This is a genomic window from Nocardia sp. XZ_19_369 (genome assembly GCF_015355715.1).
In the GTDB taxonomy this organism is placed as follows: domain Bacteria; phylum Actinomycetota; class Actinomycetes; order Mycobacteriales; family Mycobacteriaceae; genus Nocardia.
In genome coordinates, this window is the sequence record NZ_JACVED010000003.1 from 517,574 (window position 1) to 533,335 (window position 15,762).

The 15,762-nt window shown below is 67.8% G+C and carries 16 protein-coding genes; 14 read left to right on the top strand and 2 right to left on the bottom strand.

The window, feature by feature from the left end; genetic code table 11:
- The first annotated feature begins 3 nt into the window (after positions 1-3).
- From IBX18_RS13795 to IBX18_RS13850, 12 genes are all read left to right on the top strand, one after another.
- Complete coding sequence (locus IBX18_RS13795; RefSeq protein WP_194834074.1) at positions 4-270, top strand: hypothetical protein; 267 nt, start codon at positions 4-6, stop codon at positions 268-270.
- 234 nt (positions 271-504) lie between these two features.
- Complete coding sequence (locus IBX18_RS13800) at positions 505-2,361, top strand: hypothetical protein (protein WP_194834075.1); 1,857 nt, start codon at positions 505-507, stop codon at positions 2,359-2,361.
- On the top strand, positions 2,358-3,140 hold the full coding sequence (locus tag IBX18_RS13805) for an ESX secretion-associated protein EspG (RefSeq protein WP_194834076.1): 783 nt from the start codon (positions 2,358-2,360) through the stop codon (positions 3,138-3,140). The genes IBX18_RS13800 and IBX18_RS13805 overlap by 4 nt, the downstream gene beginning before the upstream one ends.
- A 56-nt stretch (positions 3,141-3,196) precedes the next feature.
- A complete protein-coding gene (locus IBX18_RS13810; protein ID WP_135234829.1) occupies positions 3,197-3,553 on the top strand; it encodes a hypothetical protein in 357 nt (118 codons plus the stop codon).
- A gap of 26 nt (positions 3,554-3,579) precedes the next feature.
- Positions 3,580-3,882 (top strand): YbaB/EbfC family nucleoid-associated protein, encoded by a 303-nt coding sequence (locus IBX18_RS13815; protein ID WP_107654186.1) that lies wholly within the window; start codon positions 3,580-3,582, stop codon positions 3,880-3,882.
- A gap of 93 nt (positions 3,883-3,975) precedes the next feature.
- Positions 3,976-4,293, top strand: a complete 318-nt coding sequence (locus IBX18_RS13820; RefSeq protein ID WP_194834077.1) for a type VII secretion target — start codon at positions 3,976-3,978, stop codon at positions 4,291-4,293.
- Positions 4,290-5,690, top strand: coding sequence for a hypothetical protein (locus IBX18_RS13825; protein ID WP_194834078.1), 1,401 nt, complete (start codon positions 4,290-4,292; stop codon positions 5,688-5,690). Before IBX18_RS13820 ends, IBX18_RS13825 begins: the two co-directional genes overlap by 4 nt.
- 17 nt (positions 5,691-5,707) lie before the next feature.
- Positions 5,708-6,052: a PE domain-containing protein gene (locus tag IBX18_RS13830; RefSeq protein WP_194834079.1), complete on the top strand. Its 345-nt coding sequence runs from the start codon at positions 5,708-5,710 to the stop codon at positions 6,050-6,052.
- Positions 6,053-6,099: 47 nt separating this feature from the next.
- Positions 6,100-7,086 (top strand): PPE domain-containing protein, encoded by a 987-nt coding sequence (locus IBX18_RS13835; protein WP_194834080.1) that lies wholly within the window; start codon positions 6,100-6,102, stop codon positions 7,084-7,086.
- Positions 7,083-7,874 (top strand): ESX secretion-associated protein EspG, encoded by a 792-nt coding sequence (locus IBX18_RS13840; protein ID WP_194834081.1) that lies wholly within the window; start codon positions 7,083-7,085, stop codon positions 7,872-7,874. Before IBX18_RS13835 ends, IBX18_RS13840 begins: the two co-directional genes overlap by 4 nt.
- An 87-nt stretch (positions 7,875-7,961) precedes the next feature.
- Complete coding sequence (locus IBX18_RS13845; protein WP_194834082.1) at positions 7,962-8,258, top strand: WXG100 family type VII secretion target; 297 nt, start codon at positions 7,962-7,964, stop codon at positions 8,256-8,258.
- Positions 8,259-8,308: 50 nt separating this feature from the next.
- On the top strand, positions 8,309-8,602 hold the full coding sequence (locus IBX18_RS13850; protein WP_107654193.1) for a type VII secretion protein EsxR: 294 nt from the start codon (positions 8,309-8,311) through the stop codon (positions 8,600-8,602).
- Between the two features lie 103 nt (positions 8,603-8,705).
- On the opposite strand, the gene eccE is transcribed toward IBX18_RS13850, so the two are convergent.
- Positions 8,706-10,505, bottom strand: coding sequence for a type VII secretion protein EccE (gene eccE, locus IBX18_RS13855; RefSeq protein ID WP_306796255.1), 1,800 nt, complete (start codon positions 10,503-10,505; stop codon positions 8,706-8,708).
- A 128-nt stretch (positions 10,506-10,633) separates the two neighbouring features.
- Between eccE and eccB the strand changes: the two genes are divergently transcribed.
- Positions 10,634-12,148, top strand: coding sequence for a type VII secretion protein EccB (gene eccB / locus IBX18_RS13860; RefSeq protein ID WP_194834084.1), 1,515 nt, complete (start codon positions 10,634-10,636; stop codon positions 12,146-12,148).
- A 51-nt stretch (positions 12,149-12,199) separates the two neighbouring features.
- On the opposite strand, the gene eccA is transcribed toward eccB, so the two are convergent.
- Positions 12,200-14,032 (bottom strand): type VII secretion AAA-ATPase EccA, encoded by a 1,833-nt coding sequence (gene eccA, locus IBX18_RS13865; protein WP_194834085.1) that lies wholly within the window; start codon positions 14,030-14,032, stop codon positions 12,200-12,202.
- 294 nt (positions 14,033-14,326) lie between these two features.
- Between eccA and eccD the strand changes: the two genes are divergently transcribed.
- Positions 14,327-15,748 carry a type VII secretion integral membrane protein EccD gene (gene eccD / locus IBX18_RS13870; protein WP_306796256.1) on the top strand — a complete coding sequence of 474 codons (1,422 nt, stop codon included), beginning with the start codon at positions 14,327-14,329 and terminating at the stop codon, positions 15,746-15,748.
- Positions 15,749-15,762: the final 14 nt, after the last annotated feature.

Genomic DNA, 15,762 nt, shown 5'->3' on the forward strand with positions numbered 1-15,762 from the left:
ATCATGCTGTTGGACCACCCGACCGAGGACGAACTGCGGCACAGTTTCGACGAGGCGCTCGACGCGGTCCGCGGCGGGGAAGGCGTCGCCACGGACACCGGTCTCGATGTGCCTACCGTGGCAGCGCTGTGGGAGATAGCCGAGGCCTATCCCAGCATCCCCGAGCAACTGGTCGCCGCCGCCCGCGCGGCGTTCGCGGGTCAGCTGGACGGCTCCAATGCGGCGGCACGGCAGGCCGCGGTCGAGCGCGCGTTCGAGCAGGACGGGTGATCAAGATCGAGCGCCGTCGCCCGCGCCGGACATTCCCGCTGGTCATGGCGCGTTCTACGCAAGCGTGCCACCAGGATTCGGGTCTGTACATGCAGGGTCGACGCTAGTACCCATAGAATTGGCACGCTAGAGGAACTGGCTGCGATGCCGACGTGTGCTCGAAACGTCGGCTGTCGCGGCTACGAGGAGGGCGTAAGCGGATGAGTGGTCAGGCATTAGCCAGGAGCGTGACCTGTGGCTGAGGAAAAACCCCCGCCGTCCCCCTGGGCCGGTTTCGTCCGTGAGGCGCGCAACGGCGTGCTGGAGTTGCAGCCGGGTGCCCTCGAAGGTCTGGTGAACGCGGCTAACGGTGCCCGAGTACGCGTGGCGACGGTCCGCGCGGAAGTGGCGCGGGTCGACAGCATCAAACCGTTCGCCGACCTGTTGACGTCGGCCGAAGCCCTGGCCAAACGTTTTTCGCAGAAGGGTGTCGAGCTCGGGCAGATTCTGGATGACCACATCAGGATCCTCGACGACCTCAACGACACCTTCGTCGCGGCGGCCAAGGCTTACAGCGGTGCGGACGAGGGCGGCAAGGCCGATTTCGACAAGCTCGAGAAGTGGATCAAAGACCACAAGAATCCGAAGCTGCACGACACTCTTTCACCGCGGCCCGGCCCTGCGGGTTTGAGTGAGAACAACGACCGCCTGACGGCGAGCGGAAATCCGAAGACGAAGCAACCCGACTGGAATGAAGCAGGAAAGCGGAAGCCCGAGGAAAATTGGGGCCTGCCGAACAGTTTGGTGAATCCGAAAGATGTGACATTCGAGCCCAAGGGTGTGCGCGCCGACGATCCCAATAGCTTCTCCTACGACGACTATCAAAAAATCATCACCTCCATGGCCAACCACCCCATCGTCTTGGCACAGGCGGCGGCCGATTGGCGTTGGCTGGCGGGGGAATTGAAGTCGACGTTCACCACGCTGTCGAACAAGATGACGGCCTCGTCGCAGTCCTGGAGCAGTCCCGGCAGCTCCGGTGACGATGGTGCCGCGAACCGTGCGCGTAAAGCGATGACTGTTTATGGCAACGGTGCCGATTCGCTGATGACGAATATGGGCCTGGTCGGTGACAATCTCGAATACGTTTCGGAATGGTTGTACACCACCTATGTCGGTCTGTCGCAGGCCAGCGCGACCGAAGTCCCGCTGAAACCGCCGGAGTCGGTGGCGGCGCACAAGACTCGCGCCGAAGAGGTGCGTCGCCAGGGCTACATTCGCGCGATGAACGGCGCGTATGTGCCGGGCGTCGAGCATGCCGACCAGGTGATCGCGACGCTGCCCGATCCCATTCCGCCGGTGAAGGCCCAGGTACCCGGCGGACCTCCCGGCCCGCCCGGACCCCCTGGACCGCCCGGACCTCCCGGACCTCCCGGGGTTCCCTCCCAGAAGCAGACCCAGGATCAGCAGCGGCAACTGCAGCAGCAGGCCGAGCAGCAGCGCCAGCAGATGGAAGCGCAGCGCAAGGCCATGGAAGCGCAGATGCAGCAGGCGCGTGAGGAGCAGCAGCGCCGCGAACAGGAGCAGCAACGCCAGGCTGCGCAACAAGCCGCCCAGCAGGCTGCCCAACAAGCCGCGCAGCAGGCGCAGCAGATCGGCCAGCAGCTCGCGCAAGCGGCCCAGCAGATGGGGCAGCAACTGGCCGGTGCGATGCAGCAGGCAGCGCAGCAGGCCGGGATGGCTGGATTGCCCGGCATTCCGAGCCTGAAGGACCTGGAGGAGCAGGCCAAGAAGGCGATGGGCGCAGCCTCGGCGAAAGGCGCTGGTGGCGGACCCGGCCCCGGTATACCGCAGGGGGCCGGCGTGGGCGAGAACCTGGACAAGGCGTCCAAGTTGTTCCCGCGGGCCGAGGCAACGACCACCGGTACCGCGACCGGCGCACGTGCGGGTCTCGCGTCGAACGCCGGGATGGGCATGGGCCCCGGCCCCGGCCCCGGTGCCGCCGGAAACACGAAGGAGCACAAGCGCGCCGACTTCCTCGATTCCACCGAGCATCTGGAAGAAGCGATCGGTGAGGCGCCGGTCGTGGTCAAACCTGTTGTGGAGCAATGAACCGTACCTGGGATTTCACCGACCTCGAGTTCGCCGCGGCGTGGGACGCGACGCAGGCGGACCTTGTGCCGGAACCGCTCGTGTACACCAGTTCGACCGAGTTCTACGACGACGCCCGCGCGGCGATGCACGAGGCGTGGGCGCGTGTGCGGTCGCGCTGGGGTCACGAGTTGGAAGAGATCCTGGCCGCGATCGCTCGTCCGGACATCCGGTTGATCGTGCGTGGCCTCGACGGTCAGGAGCCACGGAACCCGAAGGGGGTGGTCAGAATGCTCGCCGCCCGCAAGGGTGACCTCGCCTACGTGATCACCCAGAAACCGGGCCGGACATTCTGGCACGCCGAAGGTTTCACGCTGACCGAACACGAGGTGCTCTCGCTCGGCGACACCGTGGCCGCCGCGCTGCCGAAAGTTCCGGCGGGAAAGCAGTCCGATTTCGTACTGGTCGAGCCACGCGCCGCGGACGAGTTCGACTATTCCTATGGACGCTCCAAGATCCAGGATTTCGACGACGCGGTGGACAGCCGCAGCGAGGCGTTCAATAAGGCGGACGCGACGTTGGACGGCACCATTGTGGTGCAGCAGGGCCATTCCCGATTCGGCCCCCGCGGTATCACCAACATGTATATGCGGTGGCGGGATCTGGTGGACGACGGAAGATACGTCATTATGCCCGGCAATCCGACCATGGTGGTTGCCGCGGACACCAAACGGTTGGGAGCGTTGATCAATTCTCACATCGCCGAGGTGGTCAAGGCCATCAAAGACGATCGCGCATAAGGAGTTGACATGCGTGAGAAGCTGTTATTGATCCCATCTGAGGGGAGGGGACGGGTATGACGACACCTGAAGGCGATACGCCGCAGGAGTTTCCGACGGAATTCACGGTGACCTCGCTCACCGGCTCTATCGCGGTGCGCACCACCGAACAGGGTCTGCCACTGGGCATCAAGCTCGACCAAGACCAATTGCGCCGCGCGCCGGAAGCCCTGGCCGCCGAGATCCTGCGGCTGTGCAAGCAGTCGGCGAATCGGGCCGGGATGGCGCGCCGGGCGCAGCTGAAGGAAGCGGGATTCACTCCCGAGATGTTGTCGATGACCGGTCTGCCCACCGAGCAGGAAGTCGCCAGACAAGAGATCATCGAAGAGCAGGAGTACGAGACCGAGCCGCAGAGCTGGCTTCGATCAGTCTGACTGGGACGGGGATTCGGGAGGTAGTCATGGTCGAGACGATGGACGAGTTGCTCGCGCGGGTGCAGAAGCAGATGTACCGGCTGCGTGACCTCAACGACGCGACCGCCGGGATCCTGGCGACCGAGACGTCACCGGACGGGGCGGTCACCGCCTCGGTGGACGGCAACGGCGCGCTGGTCGGGCTGAGCCTCGGCGGTGCGATAGCCAAACTGTCGCCGGCCGACTTCGAGAAGGCACTGGTGGACACCGCACAGGCGGCGGCATATCGCGCCTTCGCCGAGCGCGCCGAGCTGGTCACGGCGTACAACGAGGAAAGCGCGGTGACGTGACCGGATGACGCGCACACAGTGCCAGCGAAGTGTTGCTCCGATAGGTAAGGTTTGTCGAAACCCCATGTGGGGTTACGGGATTGGACGTCAGTCATGAATCACATTGAAGTTGTTCCGGATGCGGTTCGGGCCTACGGCTCCGCCTCGGCCGCGATGGCCGCGGGGGTCGCCTCGGCGGGCGCGGTGGACCAGGCGGCGACCATCGCCACGGTCGTGCCGGTGTTCGGCCTGATCGGCCAGGAGTTCCTCGCCTCGTTCGCTTTCGCGCAGGCGAACCATCTGAGCTCGGTGGCCGAGCTGGCCGCGGTGCACGCGGGCACCGCGCTGACCGCGCATCAGGCCGCGAGCACCTACGAGGTCACCGACGGCGCGTCGGGTGCGGCCATCGGATCGGTCAGCTCGCAGTCATGACGACGCCCGGGGCCATCCCACCGCCGGGGGCGGAGCCACTGGATCCGACCGTGCTGGATCTGTTGCGCGGCAGTGCCCTTGCCCCGATGCTCGACCAGCCGGTGAACGACATCCTGCACAACATGGGGCTGCCGAACCTGCCGGAGATGCCGTCGTTCATCCAGCTGCCGGAGATGCCGCCGCTGCCGCCGCTGGATCTCACCGCGCTCATGCGACCGCTGACCGACCTGGCCTCGGCCTTCGGCAGCGGACAGCTGGGTGCGCCCGCACCAGCGCCCGCTCCCGCGAACGCAGGCTCGCAGAACGCGGCGGCGCCCGCGCCTGCGCCCGACCCGACCCAGCTGTTGTCCGGCATCTCGACCGTCATGCAAACCGTCATGCAGGTCGGCACGTCCGCGATCCAGACGGCGATGTCGGTCTGGCAGGGCATGGCCGCGATGGAGGCGGCGAAGAAGGCGGGCGAGGCCCAGGCGGACGCGGGCAAGCTGGAAGCCCAGAGCATGGAAGAGAAGGTCGTGCTCACGGAAGCGGCGGGCAGCGTCTTCACCGGCGCCGGGCTGATGTCCGCGGTGGTGGCGAAGTTCTCCGCCATCCTCGCCGCGTCGCCGCTGTATGCCGCAACCCCTGCGGGACAGGTGTTTCTGGCCGCGTCCGCGGTCGAGGCGATGGCCGAGGCGATCGGCATCACCGTCAAGACCAAGGGCGAACTGCTCGGCCACAGCGGCACCATGACCAAGGCCGGAACCAAGGTCCCGATCACCAACGCGCCCAAGGGCGTCGCGGGTGCCGGCGGTGCCGACCAGCTCAGTCAGCTGATGAGCATGGTCACACCGCTGATCGGCACCGCGACCACGGCCGCACAGTCGCTCGGTCAGCTCGCCCAGGCCAGCTCGGCGCTCAGCGCGCCGAAGACGGTCGACTCGAAAGCCCATGAGGGCACGGGACTTTCCGATGAGGAGAAGGCCAAAGCGGCGGCCGCCAGCGCGGCCGGTGTCGGCGGTCCCGGTGCGTTCGCAGGCCCCGGTCCCGGAGTTGCTGCCGGCGCACCTGCCGCTCCGTTGAACCCGTGGCAGGGCACCCGGGTCGCGAGCGGCTCGGTCGGGTCGCTGAGCGGGCTGAGTGGTCTCGGGTCGAGTTCCGTTGCGCCCGCGTCGATGTCGACCGCCGGCACTACCGGTGGCAGCGGCGGCATGATGCCGATGGCCGGTGCGGGTGCGGCCGGTATGGCCGGAATGGGCAGGGACGGCGAGTCGACCAGCGATTCGCTGCGCGGCCAGATGGTGACCAGCCAGCACGGCGACGAAGTGGTGGGCCACATCGAAGGGGTCTCGTTGCCGGTGGTCGGCGCGGCCGACAGCACTTCGGAACCGCCGCCGGACAAAGAACTCACGCTCTGACCGATTAGGAGAATCTCATGGGTGCTGACGGGATAGGGGACGCATTCGCGAGCGTCCAGTTCGACCCTGCCGCGGCAGGGAAGGCCTCGAATGGCCTGGACGTACTTGCCGATCGACTGGCCGCGGATCTACAGGCCGCCGAGGAGGCATTGACGATCCAGCCTGCTGGAATCGACGAAGTCTCCGGCCGGGCCGCGCAGACCGGGAACGAGGTCGCCACCTCGTACCTGGCGAGCGCGCAGGCCAGCGTGGAGGAGATGCGAAAGCTGGCGGCCACGTTGCGGATGCACACCAAGGAGTTCAGCCAGATCGAAAGTGACAGCGTCGCGGACTTCGGCGCCGCGGGCGGCAGGTCCGCCTGAGGCGAAGTCCACTGGAAAGGCCTGTCTTGGAAAGGCACAGCGCAGCAATGATCGAACCACCGAAGCCTGGGTTCACCGGCGTGGTGTGGGAGGCTCGGCCGCCGGAGCGGCTCGCGCAGGATCTCACCACGGGACCGGGCTCCTTGCCGATGGCTGAGGCAGCCGCCGAATGGGCGCGGCTCGCCACGGTTTTCGGCGCGGCGGTGCTCGAATACGAGCAGGTTCTTGCTGCGCTGCGCGGCGCATGGCAGTCCGGGCGTAGCGGCGAGGTCATGGAGAAGGTGTCCACCCTGCGCCAATGGCTGGTGGACGCGGCCGCGACCGCCAGCTCGAACGCCGCGCGCCTGCAGGCGCAGGTCACCGCGTACGAGGTGGCCAGACTGGCCATGCCGAACACAGCAGAGATCGAGAAGATCAAGCAGGTGCAGCAGGCGGTGGAGAGCGTGGGCGCGATGCTCGGCGCACCGATTCGTGCGATTGCCGCGGACAACGAAGCGGAAGCAGACGTCGCGAAAGCCGTTGCGTCGCGGGTGATGCGCAGCTACGAAACGGCCGCCGAGCCGTTGGCGACGCCGTGGCAGCATCAGGAACCGCCGAAGATCGCGCCGGAACAGGCGTGGATCGCCGAGCAGTCCGCGGCCGCGGCAGCGGCTGCCGCGCCGAAGTCCATGCCGGGGTTCGCGGGCATGCCGATCGGCTCGTTCGCGATGCCAGCCTTGCCGCCGCGGGAGCTGTCCGCCTACCGCGCGCCGGTGTATTCGCAATCCACCACGACCGCCGAGCCGGTGGCCCGCAGTAGCCAGGTCGGCACGACGAGCGCGACCGGCCAGTCCGCGCCGGTAGCCCCCGGTGCGATGGGTGCGGCAGGCGCGTCCCAGGATTCGAACAGGTTCCCGCGGGCCAGCCTGGCCGGTGAGGCCGACCAGATCGGGCTCGAAGGCGAAATCCAAGCCGCCCCAGCGGTGCTCGGCGGTACCGAGCCGGTGGCCAAGGCGCCCACCGAGACTCGGACCGAATCCGGCGGTGCGCCGTGACCACGCTGACCAACGACGCGCTGCTCGCCGTCGCCGACCGGATCGGCGTGCAGACCCTGCCACTGGCCTTATCGGTGGGGCCGCAGCAGGATTCGTACGAGGAATGGCAGCGGGCACAGGAACATGCGGTGGCCACCCTGACCGACGACGGCCTGATCGACGCGCACGGTGAAGTAGACGCGGAGCTGGCGGTCACGCTGTTCACGCTGGCGCTGCCGGAGCAGGAACTGGTAGCGCGCATCTACACCGAGCACGGTTCGCGCCGAGTCTGTGTGGTGCGACGCGGGCATACGCACGCGGTCGCCGTCCGCTCCGGCGACGACTTCGATGTGCGCCAGGTGTGGACCGACGGCTCGGCGACCGATCTGGTGCGGCCGCTGCTCGCCGCCATGGATCCGTGTCCCGCCGCCGACATCCCCAATTTCAGCGTCCCCGCCGCGCAGCTGGCCGAGCGGCTCGACTCGGCCGCGACGGCCAGCGAGCTCACCGACGCTCTCTATGCCCTGGGTGCCCCCGATCGCGACGCCACCAAGTTGGGGCTCGCCTTCGGCGCAACGCACGCCTACGCCGAAATCGTGGCGTGCACCCATGAGGACGGCGTGACCAGAAGGGCACCCGGCGCAGTCGCCGTGTACGACACCGCCCGCGGGCGGATCGTCGCCGCGCCAACGGTCTCCCCGGATCAGCAGGTCTGGTCCACGGTCACGCCAGGTACCGACCACCGGGTTGCGCAAGCAGTCGCCACGTTGATCGAGGGACTGCCCGGGGGGAGGTGGCTGCCTCAGTAGTACTCGGGTGGCAACTTCGGTTGTCTCGGATATCAACGAGACCGTTTGTCTAGGAACGGTCCGCACATATGACGAAAGGTCAAAGAAATGTCACTCACCTCACTCGGCGGCTCGGACGCGGCTGTTGGTGTCGAAGCCACCGGAATCGATAGGGTCGTCGGCGATCTGGAGACCGCCATCAACAACCTCCGCACCTCGGTCAAGGAGATCGACCAGGCCGCGCAGGATGTGCTCAAGGGCTGGAAGGGCGACGCGTCGTCCAAGTTCGTCCAGGTAGCGCAGGAATGGCACGACGAGGCCGAGGATCTGAACAAGCGCTTCGACCTGTTCACCCAGGCCGTCAATGATGGCAAGAGCAAGCTCCAGGCCATGGACCAGTCCTGATCGGTCTGCTCCACTCCATTTCACAATCCATCGCTCGAAGGAATTAAAAGATGACCATTCTTTACGACCCCGTAGCCATGAACGCGCTGTACGACGACCTGCAGAACTACGGCGGCAAGATGAAGGGCGAGATCGACTCCTTCACCTCGGCCGCCAACGCCTTCCACGACAACCTGGCCGGTGCGGAGGCCAAGGCAGGTTTCGACGCGAAGAACAAGATGCTCCTCGAGGGGCTCGAGGACACGCTGACGAAGCTGGACGCCCTCGGCGCCCAGGTGGAGAACGCGCTGCAGCGTGCGCTCGAGGCCGATGGCAAGGTCGGCGACGGTTTCGCCGCTTTCTGACATGTCCGTCACCTGACGGCCGGCCGGACATCCAGTTCCGGTCGGCCGTTTCGGTTTTCGAGGCCGGCGCTACGGGCTTCCGTTCAGCGCAGTGCTTTCCGGCTCAGCGCGCGGCGAGCGATTCGCCGATGTAATGCATCTCGTCCGGCGTGGTCACCATGAACACGGTCGCGCTCGCCGTGGCGGTGCGCACGGTGATCCGGTTCGGCGCGTGTGGATCCTGGACCAACGTGACGTCGGCATCGATCGGTGCCGGCGGCTGATCCGGGGTGCGCACATGCACGATGGTGGCGCCACCCGCGTGCGCGGTCGGCGCGATGCCGTCGAAGACGACGACCGTGGTGCTCGGGTAGGGCGCGGCGGGCAAGGGCGGTGCGGCAGGCGCGTGATAGCTGGCGCCCGCCGACCGTGGCGCGATCGAGATCACCTGCGGCGCATCGAGATTGGTCACCATGGTGTGCCAAGCGTCGGGCCGGGCGGTGTGCACGATGGCGTGCGCGCCGAGCGCGGTCGCCCGCAGGATCACCTGCTGGGCCAGATCCAGGTTGCCGATCACCTCCAGGTGCCGGGTGCCCTCGCCGACCAGCGGCACCGCGATGCCCTGGCCGAGCTCGTCGGCGCCGATCAGCTGTCCGCACCCCGCCGTCGGCACCGCGATATCGGTGAGCGCGGCGATGGTGCCGCGGTACCCGGCGTCCGAGCCCCAGCGGCCCGCCGCCCCGATCGGCAAGGTGTCCAACAGGATTCGCAGCTGGTTACCCGGCAGCTCACGCAGGCCGGGCAGCGGCGGCTCCTCCGGCTCGAAGGTGGTATCGAACCGGACCACGGCATTGAGCACCACGGTGCCCACATGGTCGGCCCGGGTGTCGTGCCGGTGCGCGCCGGGCCGCAGCCGCAGCGTCACCGTGGTGGACAGGCTCTGCACCGTCCAGATATCGGCCAGGCCGCGCGGGCCGACCATGTCCGCGCCGATTTGATAGTGGGTGAGGTAGCGGCCCTGATACTCCAGCGAGCCGGGTGATTCGCTGAGCTGATCGAGCTCGAAGCCGTGCGTGAGTTCGCGGACCGCGCTGTTCATTTCGGCGGCGGTCAGCACCGAGGTGGCGATGTCGTGGGCGGCCAGCCGATTCGCCACCCGGCGAGTCGCGATCATCGCGGTGCGCAGGGCGCCGGTGCCGCCCCCACCGCGCTTGTCCACCGCCTCGGCGTTGGCCAGCGGGTCCAGCCGCAGCACCAGCCAGAGGGTGCGGTGCGCGATGGCGGGCAGCGGGCCGAGAATGCGGTCGTACAGGTGCGAGATGATGCCGGTGCCCGCCGTGCGCGCGCCCGTGCTCACGATGTCGACCCCGGCCAGCGTCAGATCGAATTGATCGAGGCAGCGGGCGATCTCGGTGAGCGGCAGCAGCTGGTCGGTGCTGAGCGAACCGCGGCGAAGCAGCGTCAGCGCGTCCGGCGGCGGGTCGATCCGCAGCATGGTGAGCAGCAGCTCGCCGTCCCAGCGCACCCCGTAACCGCCGCCCTCGCTGAACGGCACATCGAAGGCGGGCGCCTGGGCCAGCTGGTCGGCGGGGCGCAGCCCGCTGCGCCGCCGGGCCAGCGCGCCGCCGATCCGCGCCGCCGGGGTGCGGCCCCGCATCGGGATCAGCAGCAGCACCGCGAAAGCGGCGCCGGCGCCGATCGCGCCCCACAGCGATTCCGTGGTGGCGAGGATGATCCAGGCCAGCGTCGCGGCCAGCACCACCACCGGAACGAGCACCCGCAGCGGATAGATACGGAAGAGCCAGAACTCGGGGTCGCGCAGGGTGTCATAGGCCGAGGGCCGGTCGGCATTCCGCGTCGAGGCGCCGGTGCCTTCCGCTTCGTCCGCCCCGGCGGGCCTGGTCTCGTTCACACTTGTCGTCACCGCGTAAGTCCCTGTCTGCCACCTGTTCGGCCACCGCCGATGGGCCATGAATTCATCGGTTCAGGGCCGTCCTGGAATTACGGTACCGTGTCGATGAAGATGGTTCTCGACAGTTCGATGGAGACCTTGTGCCGGCACAGCTGACTACCCGAGCCCAGGTCAACGGGTACCGATTCCTGTTGCGCCGACTGGATCACGCGCTGGTACGGCGCGATGTGCGGATGCTGCACGATCCGATGCGGTCCCAGGTGCGCTCGCTGTGGGTCGGCGCGGTGCTCGGGATACTTATTATCGCCGGTGCGGCCATTCTGAGCTTCCTGCGGCCACAGGGCGCTATCGGTGACGCGCTGATCGTGTCGGGTAAGCAGAGCGGCGCGCTGTATGTGGTGGTGGAGTCCGACAACGGCAACAAGACGCTGCACCCCGTCCTGAACCTCGCCTCCGCCCGGCTGATCACCGGCAGCAATGCCGAGCCGCACGGCGTGAAGGACAGCAAGCTCAACAGCATGCCGCGCGGCCCGATGGTCGGCATCCCCGGTGCGCCGAGCGCCCTGCCCGGGTCGTCGCAGGGCTCCCGGTCGGAATGGTCGCTGTGCGAGACGATCCCGCTGTCGCAGGGCGGCAGCGCGGCCTCGGCCACCGGCGGCACCACCACCGTCATCGCGGGCCGCCCGGCCCTCGGCGATCGGATCCGCACGGTCACCAAGGACGAGGCGCTGCTGGTGAAGCGCAGCGACAAGACCTACCTGGTCTACGACGGCAAGCGGGCCGAGGTCGACCCCGCCAACTCGGTGCTGATCCGCGCGCTGAATCTGACAATGCACCGCCCGCGCCCGATCGGCACCGGAATGCTCGGCGCCACAACGGAAGTCCCCGCGCTCGCGGCCCCGCAGATCCCGCAGGCGGGCCAGCCCGGTCCGGGGCCGTTGTCGAAAATCCCGGTGGGCGGCGTGATTTCGGTGCGCGATGTCGGCGACGGCAAGCCGCAGCTGTACGCCGTGCTCGCCGAGGGGCTGCAGCCGGTGAGCCCGTTCACCGCGCAGGTGATCCGGTTCGCCGACTCGCACGGGATGAGCGAGATCCCGACCATGCCGCCGGACGTGCTCGATCGGGTGCCGGTGGTACATGTGTTGCCGGTCAACGACTTTCCGGTCGAGACCCCGAAGATCCTGAACGCCGAGGACGCCCCCGTGGCCTGTGTGGCGTGGTCCAAGACACCCGGCACCGCCCCGGCCAACCGCAAGGCCGACGCGGGCGACGGCCCGGCCGAACGCGCCTCGATCACCCTGCTGGCCGGCGTGCGCGTGCCGATCGCGGAAAAGGCGAAGACTGTTGGGCTGGCCACCTCCGACGGAACCGGCGACCGGGTGGACGCGGTGTACGTCCCGCCGGGCAGCGGCGAGTTCGTTCAGGTGACCGGCATGGGGCCCGGCAGCCCGCGGCGCGGCAGCCTGTTCTACGTCGCCGACAACGGTGTCCGCTACGGCGTTCCGGATATGGAGACCGCCGGCGTGCTCGGCCTGGGGGACACCCCGCGCCTCGCGCCCTGGGCCATCATCGGCCAGATGGTGCCCGGCGCGAACCTGTCCCCGAAGGAAGCGCTCACGGCACGCGATCAGCTGCCGCTCGAGCCGCCGCAATAGTCGGCAGGGCCAGCGCTCAGCCCATGGGCGCTGGACCCGTGCGGCGCTTGGTCAGCCGGTGAAGCCGACGTTCAGCGAGGCGAGAATGCCCGTGAGCGCGGTGTGCATATCCGGGGCCTCGATGCGCATCAGCATCGACTCGTCGATGTTGGCCAGGTCCAGCGTCTCGTCGTTGGCCAGGCGGAACTCGCGCTCTTCCTCGGCGGCCTCGATGACGTTGCGGATGAACCGGCCGTTACCCGCGAGGTCGACGCCGCGGCGCGGCTGACCGCTCTGGTCGGTGCTCTGCATCGAGTACAGCTGGGTGCAGGCCTTGACGAGCAGTTCGTGCGCCTCGTCGGACAGCTGGGAGTCCCGCTTATGCGCGATGACCTTGCCGATCTCACCGAGCTCGTCGGGTGTGTAGGACGGGAACTGCACCCGCTTGGAGAACCGGGATGCCAGACCGTCGTTGGCGGCGAGCAGGCGATCGATCTCGCCGTCGTATCCGGCGATGATCACCACCAGCCGGTCGCGGTCGTTCTCCATCCGGGCCAGCAGGGTGTCGACGGCCTCACGGCCGAACGAGTCGCCGCCTTGCAGACCGGTCTGGATCAGGGTGTAGGCCTCGTCGATGAACAGCACGCCGTCCATCGCGCTGTCGATCAGCGCCTCGGACTTCACCGCGGTGCCGCCGAGGTGCTGGGCGACGAAGTCGACGCGCTTGGCCTCGACCACCTTGTCGGTCTTCAAGATGCCGACGCCGCAATAGATCTTGGCGACCACGCGGGCAATGGTGGTCTTGCCGGTGCCGGGCGGACCGGTGAAGGCCAGGTGCTGACCGCGCGCCCCGGCGGCCAGGCCCTTCTCGGCGCGAATCTTCGCCATCTGCGCGCTCGACTGGAGCTTGGCCACCTGGGTCTTCACCGAGGTCAAACCGATCTGGGAGTCCAGTTCGGCGCGGGCCTCGGCCAGGATCTTCTTGGCCCGGTCTTCGGTCTCGGCCTGCTCGAGCTGCTTCATCGACGGCGCGGAGGCCGCATCCCACTTGTCGGTGCGGGCGTCGATCGTTTCCCGGGAGGTGACGCTGATCCGGTAGGTGCGGTCGCGCATCGCGGTGGTGTTCGCCTCGAAATCCGGTGCCTGCGAATACACCTTCTCGAACAGGCCCTGCGCTACTTCTTCGTTGCCGGATTCGCGCAGGCACAGGCCGCGGCAGAACATGGCGGTGGACCGGGCCGCCGGAATCGGGCCCGCCTCGGCCTGTTCCATCCGCCGGATCGCCTCACCGAACAAGCCGAGCTGCGCGCACGCAGTGCCGACCATGACGTTCGCACCGGCCGCGAGATACGGGTCGTCCCACTCGGCCGACCCGGCCAGCACCGTCATCACATCGGGCCAGCGCTGGGTGTTGTAGTGCAGCACGCCGCGCACATAAGCGCAGATGCGGTTGTCGATCTCGCGATCCGGGTCGCTCAGCTGGGACCTGCGGTGCGCGTCGAGGTCGTTGAGCACCCGCTCGGCCTCGTCGTACTCCTTGTCCGTGATCAGTTGCGCGGCCCAGGCGAGCCAGATCTCGGTGTAGCTGGCCAGCGGGTAGTCGATGTAGAGGCCGGGCAGGAACCGGCCCGCGAGCTCACGCGGCCGCAGTCCGAGCCTGCGCTGCTCCCGGTACAGCGTGCTGGTGCTGGTCTTGTGCATGTTGAACAAGACGTCCTTGGTGAGCTCACCGGCGGCCGCGCGGCCGAGCCACGCGTCGCACATGGTGGGGTCCCACTCGGTGGCGCGCTGGAAGGCCAGTTTCGCGTACTCGAGGTCGCGCGCGGATTCCTGCCCTTCGATGGACAGTCCGAGCGACAGAATTCCGGCGTCGAAGGCGCGTTGTGCTTGGCGATTGCCGGTCATGGCTGTCGGACCCCGAAGTCTTCGTTCGTAGTAGCGGATAAGTTCTTATGCCCCCCAGACTACCGATCGCGCAGTGCCTGGTCTGTCCGTTACATTAGGTTCAGCTGCCGGGAGGTTGCAACGCAAGTGTTGTCTACATGAGAGTCTGACTGTGTCTGAGTCGTTCGCTCAGAAGACGTTCCATGCAGTGCAATTGGGGCGTGAACAATCGCCAGTGGAGAGGCCGGGGGTCCGGGGTCGTTGATCGAGTCACCATCCAGTGGCACACGTGCCGCTGAGCCGGAGCTGAGTCGAGTGTCCGTCATCGGCGGCAACACTCAGCTCGATGTCGGGCTGCCCGCAACCGTCCCGATCGCCAGCTTCATCGGCGACCTGGTGGCGTTGATCGAATCGCGCAATCCCGAACAGGTCGACGCCGAAGACGACTCGGTGCCGCTGCAGGCCCAGCACTGGACCCTGGCGCGCATCGGTCAAGAGGCCTTCGCGCCGAGCCGCACGCTCAACGACGCGGACGTGCACGACGGCGAACTGCTCGTGCTTCGCTCGGTCACCGCGAAGGAAGCGCCCGCGCTCTTCGACGACGTGATCGACGCGGTCTCCCGGCTCACCACCGAGGAATTCCGCAGCTGGACCGGTAACTCCGCGCGCTGGATGGGCCTGGTCACCTCGGTGCTGACGGTGCTCACCGCGCTGACGCTGCTGGTGATCTCACGCGGGCACGGTGATCCGCTCGCGCCCGCGTTCGTACTGTCGGCCGCCGGTATCGGCGCCTTCGTCGCCGCCGGCTTCGCCGCCCGCAAGTATCTGGACCCGACGACCGCCACCTGGCTGTCGCTGGACGGTCTGCTGCTCTTGTTCGGCGGTGCCGCGCTTTTCGTGCCCGGCGCGCTCGGCAGCGCGCATCTGCTGCTCGCCTGTTCGGTGACGCTGGTGGCCGCCGTGCTCGGCTATAAGCTCATCGGTAGCGGCGCCACCCTGTTCTCGGCTGCGGCTGCGTCCAGCGTGATCGGTGGTGTCTCCGCCGCGGTGTATCTCATCTGGCATCCCGGCCTGCCGAAGCTGTCCGCCGCCCTCGTGATCGTCGGCATCGCGATGCTGTCGATGGTGCCGCGGATGGCCGCCGGCCTGGCCCGGCTGCCGATCCCGCCGGTGCCCACCGCGGGTGCGGCGATCGACCCGGCCGATCACGAACAGCGCCCGACCATCGAGGGCATCGGCGCGATCGGCGCCACCGCGCTGCCGTCGGCGGCCGGCCTCGGCGAGCGGGCCCGCGCGGCCAACCAGTACCAATCCGGCTTGATCATCGCGTGCACGTTGAGCGCGGTGATCGGCGCGTTCGGCGCGGCCGACCCGCTGGGCGCCGCCCGCTGGCAGGGCCTCACGCTTGCCGTCGTCACCGGAATCATCCTGTGCCTGCGCGGCCGTTCCTTCGCCGATCTCACCCAGGCCGCGACGCTGATCGCCGGCGGCATCGTCATCTTCGTGGCGCTGATCCTCGGTACGGCCATGGGCGACACGGAGTTCGAGATGTTCGGCGTCGGCCTGCTGGTCGCCTTCGCGGCGGGCACCGTCGGCTTCGGCGTGATCGGACCGCACATCGAGGTCACCCCGGTCACCAGGCGGATGATCGAAATCTTCGAATACCTGCTGATCATCATGCTGATCCCGCTGGTGCTCTGGATCATGAACGTCTACTCGATGGCCAGGAACATATGAGCGCAGGCAAGCCA

Coding starts and splice junctions, on each gene's coding strand:
- IBX18_RS13795 (WP_194834074.1), top strand. CDS start 4: ATGCTGTTGGACCACCCGACCGAGGACGAACTGCGGCACAGTTTCGAC.
- IBX18_RS13805 (WP_194834076.1), top strand. CDS start 2,358: ATGAACCGTACCTGGGATTTCACCGACCTCGAGTTCGCCGCGGCGTGG.
- IBX18_RS13810 (WP_135234829.1), top strand. CDS start 3,197: ATGACGACACCTGAAGGCGATACGCCGCAGGAGTTTCCGACGGAATTC.
- IBX18_RS13815 (WP_107654186.1), top strand. CDS start 3,580: ATGGTCGAGACGATGGACGAGTTGCTCGCGCGGGTGCAGAAGCAGATG.
- IBX18_RS13820 (WP_194834077.1), top strand. CDS start 3,976: ATGAATCACATTGAAGTTGTTCCGGATGCGGTTCGGGCCTACGGCTCC.
- IBX18_RS13825 (WP_194834078.1), top strand. CDS start 4,290: ATGACGACGCCCGGGGCCATCCCACCGCCGGGGGCGGAGCCACTGGAT.
- IBX18_RS13830 (WP_194834079.1), top strand. CDS start 5,708: ATGGGTGCTGACGGGATAGGGGACGCATTCGCGAGCGTCCAGTTCGAC.
- IBX18_RS13835 (WP_194834080.1), top strand. CDS start 6,100: ATGATCGAACCACCGAAGCCTGGGTTCACCGGCGTGGTGTGGGAGGCT.
- IBX18_RS13845 (WP_194834082.1), top strand. CDS start 7,962: ATGTCACTCACCTCACTCGGCGGCTCGGACGCGGCTGTTGGTGTCGAA.
- IBX18_RS13850 (WP_107654193.1), top strand. CDS start 8,309: ATGACCATTCTTTACGACCCCGTAGCCATGAACGCGCTGTACGACGAC.
- eccA (WP_194834085.1), bottom strand. CDS start 14,032: ATGACCGGCAATCGCCAAGCACAACGCGCCTTCGACGCCGGAATTCTG.